The 1922-nt window shown below is 76.0% G+C and carries 1 protein-coding gene and 1 pseudogene; both read right to left on the minus strand.

The genetic code is table 11. The annotated features are described in order from the left end of the window. Positions 1 to 377, minus strand: a pseudogene (locus G3I54_RS23190) (cellulose-binding protein); the annotation flags it as partial. Positions 378 to 653: 276 nt separating this feature from the next. Further along, positions 654 to 1922 (minus strand): SUKH-4 family immunity protein (locus G3I54_RS23195; protein ID WP_239144522.1); only part of this gene is annotated, 1269 nt, incomplete at its 5' end.

Consider the following 1922-nt stretch of genomic DNA (forward strand, 5'->3'; position numbering starts at 1 on the left):
CGCACCGCGTCCGCCGCCTCCCGCGCCGCCTCCCCGGCCGCCCGGCCCGCGGCGTCGGCCGCGTCCGCCAGCTCCTGGCCCGCCGCCTCCGCGTCCGCCAGCAGCGAGGCGGCCTGCTCCTGCGCCAGCCCGAGAATCCGCTGGGCCCGCTCCCCCAGCTCCGCGTAGTCCTGCTCGGGCAGGGCCGCCGCGGTCTCCGCCAGCCGGGCCGCCTCGCCCGCGAGCTCCTCCGCCAGCGCCGTCAGCCGCGAGACTTCCGCGAGCGCCCTGTCCCGCTCGGCCGTCCGGGCGGCCATCGCCCGGTCCACCTGCTCCGGACGGTAGCCACGCCCCCGCACGCCGACGACGTCGAACGCGGACACCGGTCCAGCACTCATAGCCTGAAGCCCCTCTACGACACACGGACGCACCGGCACACGGACGCACGGATGCACACGGGTCGCCCCGCGATACGTCAAGGATGCGGCAATTGGTGCCGGAAGTCGGAATCGATCAGCAGCATTCAGGCCGGAAGCGACCGGCATCACAGAACCGGGCGAACCGGTGGTCATCGGCCCGGCGGCCCGGCAAACGACGAGGCGCCCGGCCCCTTCCGGGTCCGGGCGCCTCGTACACGCTCGCCGTTCAGCACCGCGCACGGCATCGCGTACGGCTCAGATCAGGCCGTCCCACATCTGCTCCAGCAGCACCGACCACCAGCTCTCCGGCGACGCCAGCGCCGCCGGGTCCAGCGCGACCAGCTGTGCCTGGAAGTCGACGGTCCAGCGGCCCGCCTGCTCCGGGTTCAGCCCGAACCTCAGCCGCCACATCCGGCCCAGCAGCGCCATCGACCGCACGAACTCCGGCAGCCCGGTGTTCACGAACTGCGGCGGCACCGACTGCCCGCCGGGGCCCGCCTCCACCGGCACGGCCACGATGTTCGCCGTCCCGTACTGGACACAGATCGCCTTGCCGAAGTCCGTACCCATCACCAGGTACGACCCCGCGTCCGGCGCGGGCTGCACCTGACGCTGCGCGGCCAGCTCGGCCAGCGTCGGCACCACCGGCTGCCCGGGCTGCGCCCAGAAGAACGGCCCGAAATCGGCGGGCAGCCCCGCCCACACCAGGGTGTGCGCGACGACCTCGGGCACGCCCTGACGGGACACCGCCCGCTGGTCGAACCGCAGGATGCCCTGCGGACCGAACGCCTGCACCAGCTCCTCGGCCACCGCCTCCGGCGGCAGCGCGGGCGCGGGCGGCAGCTGCGGCAGCGGCGCCCGCACCGGCGCGGGCCGCGCCGGGCCGTCCGCGACCTGGTGCAGCTCGCCCTGATGCGTCAGCAGATGCTGCATGCCCTGCTGCCGGCTGGCGTGATCCGTGCCGTACGGCGCGACGCTGGTGATCCGCACCTGCGGCCAGGTCTCCCGGATCATCCGGGCGCAGTACCCGCCCGGCAGCTCGCAGGACTCCAGCTCGGTGTGCAGCTCGATGACCTGCTGCGGCGGCACGTTCATCGCCCGCAGCTCGTGCAGCATCTGCCACTCGGGGTGCGGGGTGCCCGGCGCCGAGCGGCGGATCAGCTGCTGCTCGCTGCCGTCCGGAGCCCGGAACCGCAGCACGGCCTGGTAGCCGGGGCCCACGGTCGGCTGACCGGTGGGCTGCTGCGGATAGCCGTACGCCGGGGGCGGCGGGGTGTGCGGACCGGGCGGCGGACCGGGCGGACCCGGCGGCTGCGGTACGGGGCCGGGGGCGCCGACCGGCGAAGCGCCCGGGGCACCGGGCGGACCGGGAGGACCCGGAGGACCGACCTGCCCCGGACCCGCGAACATCGTCTCCGCGTGGTGCACCCCGCCACCCGGAGGCGGCGTGGCACCGGGCGGCGGACCCGGCGGGCCGGGCGGCCGCGGAGCACCCGGAGCACCGGGCGGACCGGGGGGCTGCGG

It is taken from the genome of Streptomyces sp. SID14515 (assembly GCF_010548505.1).
Lineage (GTDB): Bacteria > Actinomycetota > Actinomycetes > Streptomycetales > Streptomycetaceae > Streptomyces > Streptomyces caviscabies.